The organism is Oryzibacillus soli (assembly GCF_051594765.1).
Taxonomy (GTDB): Bacteria; Bacillota; Bacilli; order Paenibacillales; family NBRC-103111; genus Paenibacillus_AR.
Map to the genome: position 1 here is coordinate 1 of NZ_JBPPGJ010000133.1, position 284 is coordinate 284.

A 284-nucleotide genomic window follows, 5' to 3' on the forward strand; every position below is an offset into this window, starting at 1 on the left:
GTAACCGTAGGTTACGTTATATAATAGCGACATGGGCACAAAAGTGTGACAAATGAAACCTACAGTTACGCTTCTTGCTTCAATCTTCGAGACCACTTCATTTCGGCTAACTCTGCCAGTTCGGAATCAGGGAACAGTTGAATGGGCCCCTTGCCAAACAGATCAGCGAGCTTAAGCATGATCTCGACACTGGTAACATTCCGGCCTTTTTCAAGGTTTCGAATGCTAGTCTCAGAAAGGCCGACAAGACTTCCCAGCTCCTCACAAGTAAGATCCAGGGTCTG

The 284-nt window shown here is 46.8% G+C and carries 1 protein-coding gene; it reads right to left on the reverse strand.

The genetic code is table 11. From position 1 onward, the window contains the following. Positions 1-65: 65 nt before the first annotated feature. On the reverse strand, positions 66-284 hold a 219-nt coding region (locus ACSEXW_RS28445), incomplete at its 5' end, for a helix-turn-helix transcriptional regulator (protein WP_438449528.1).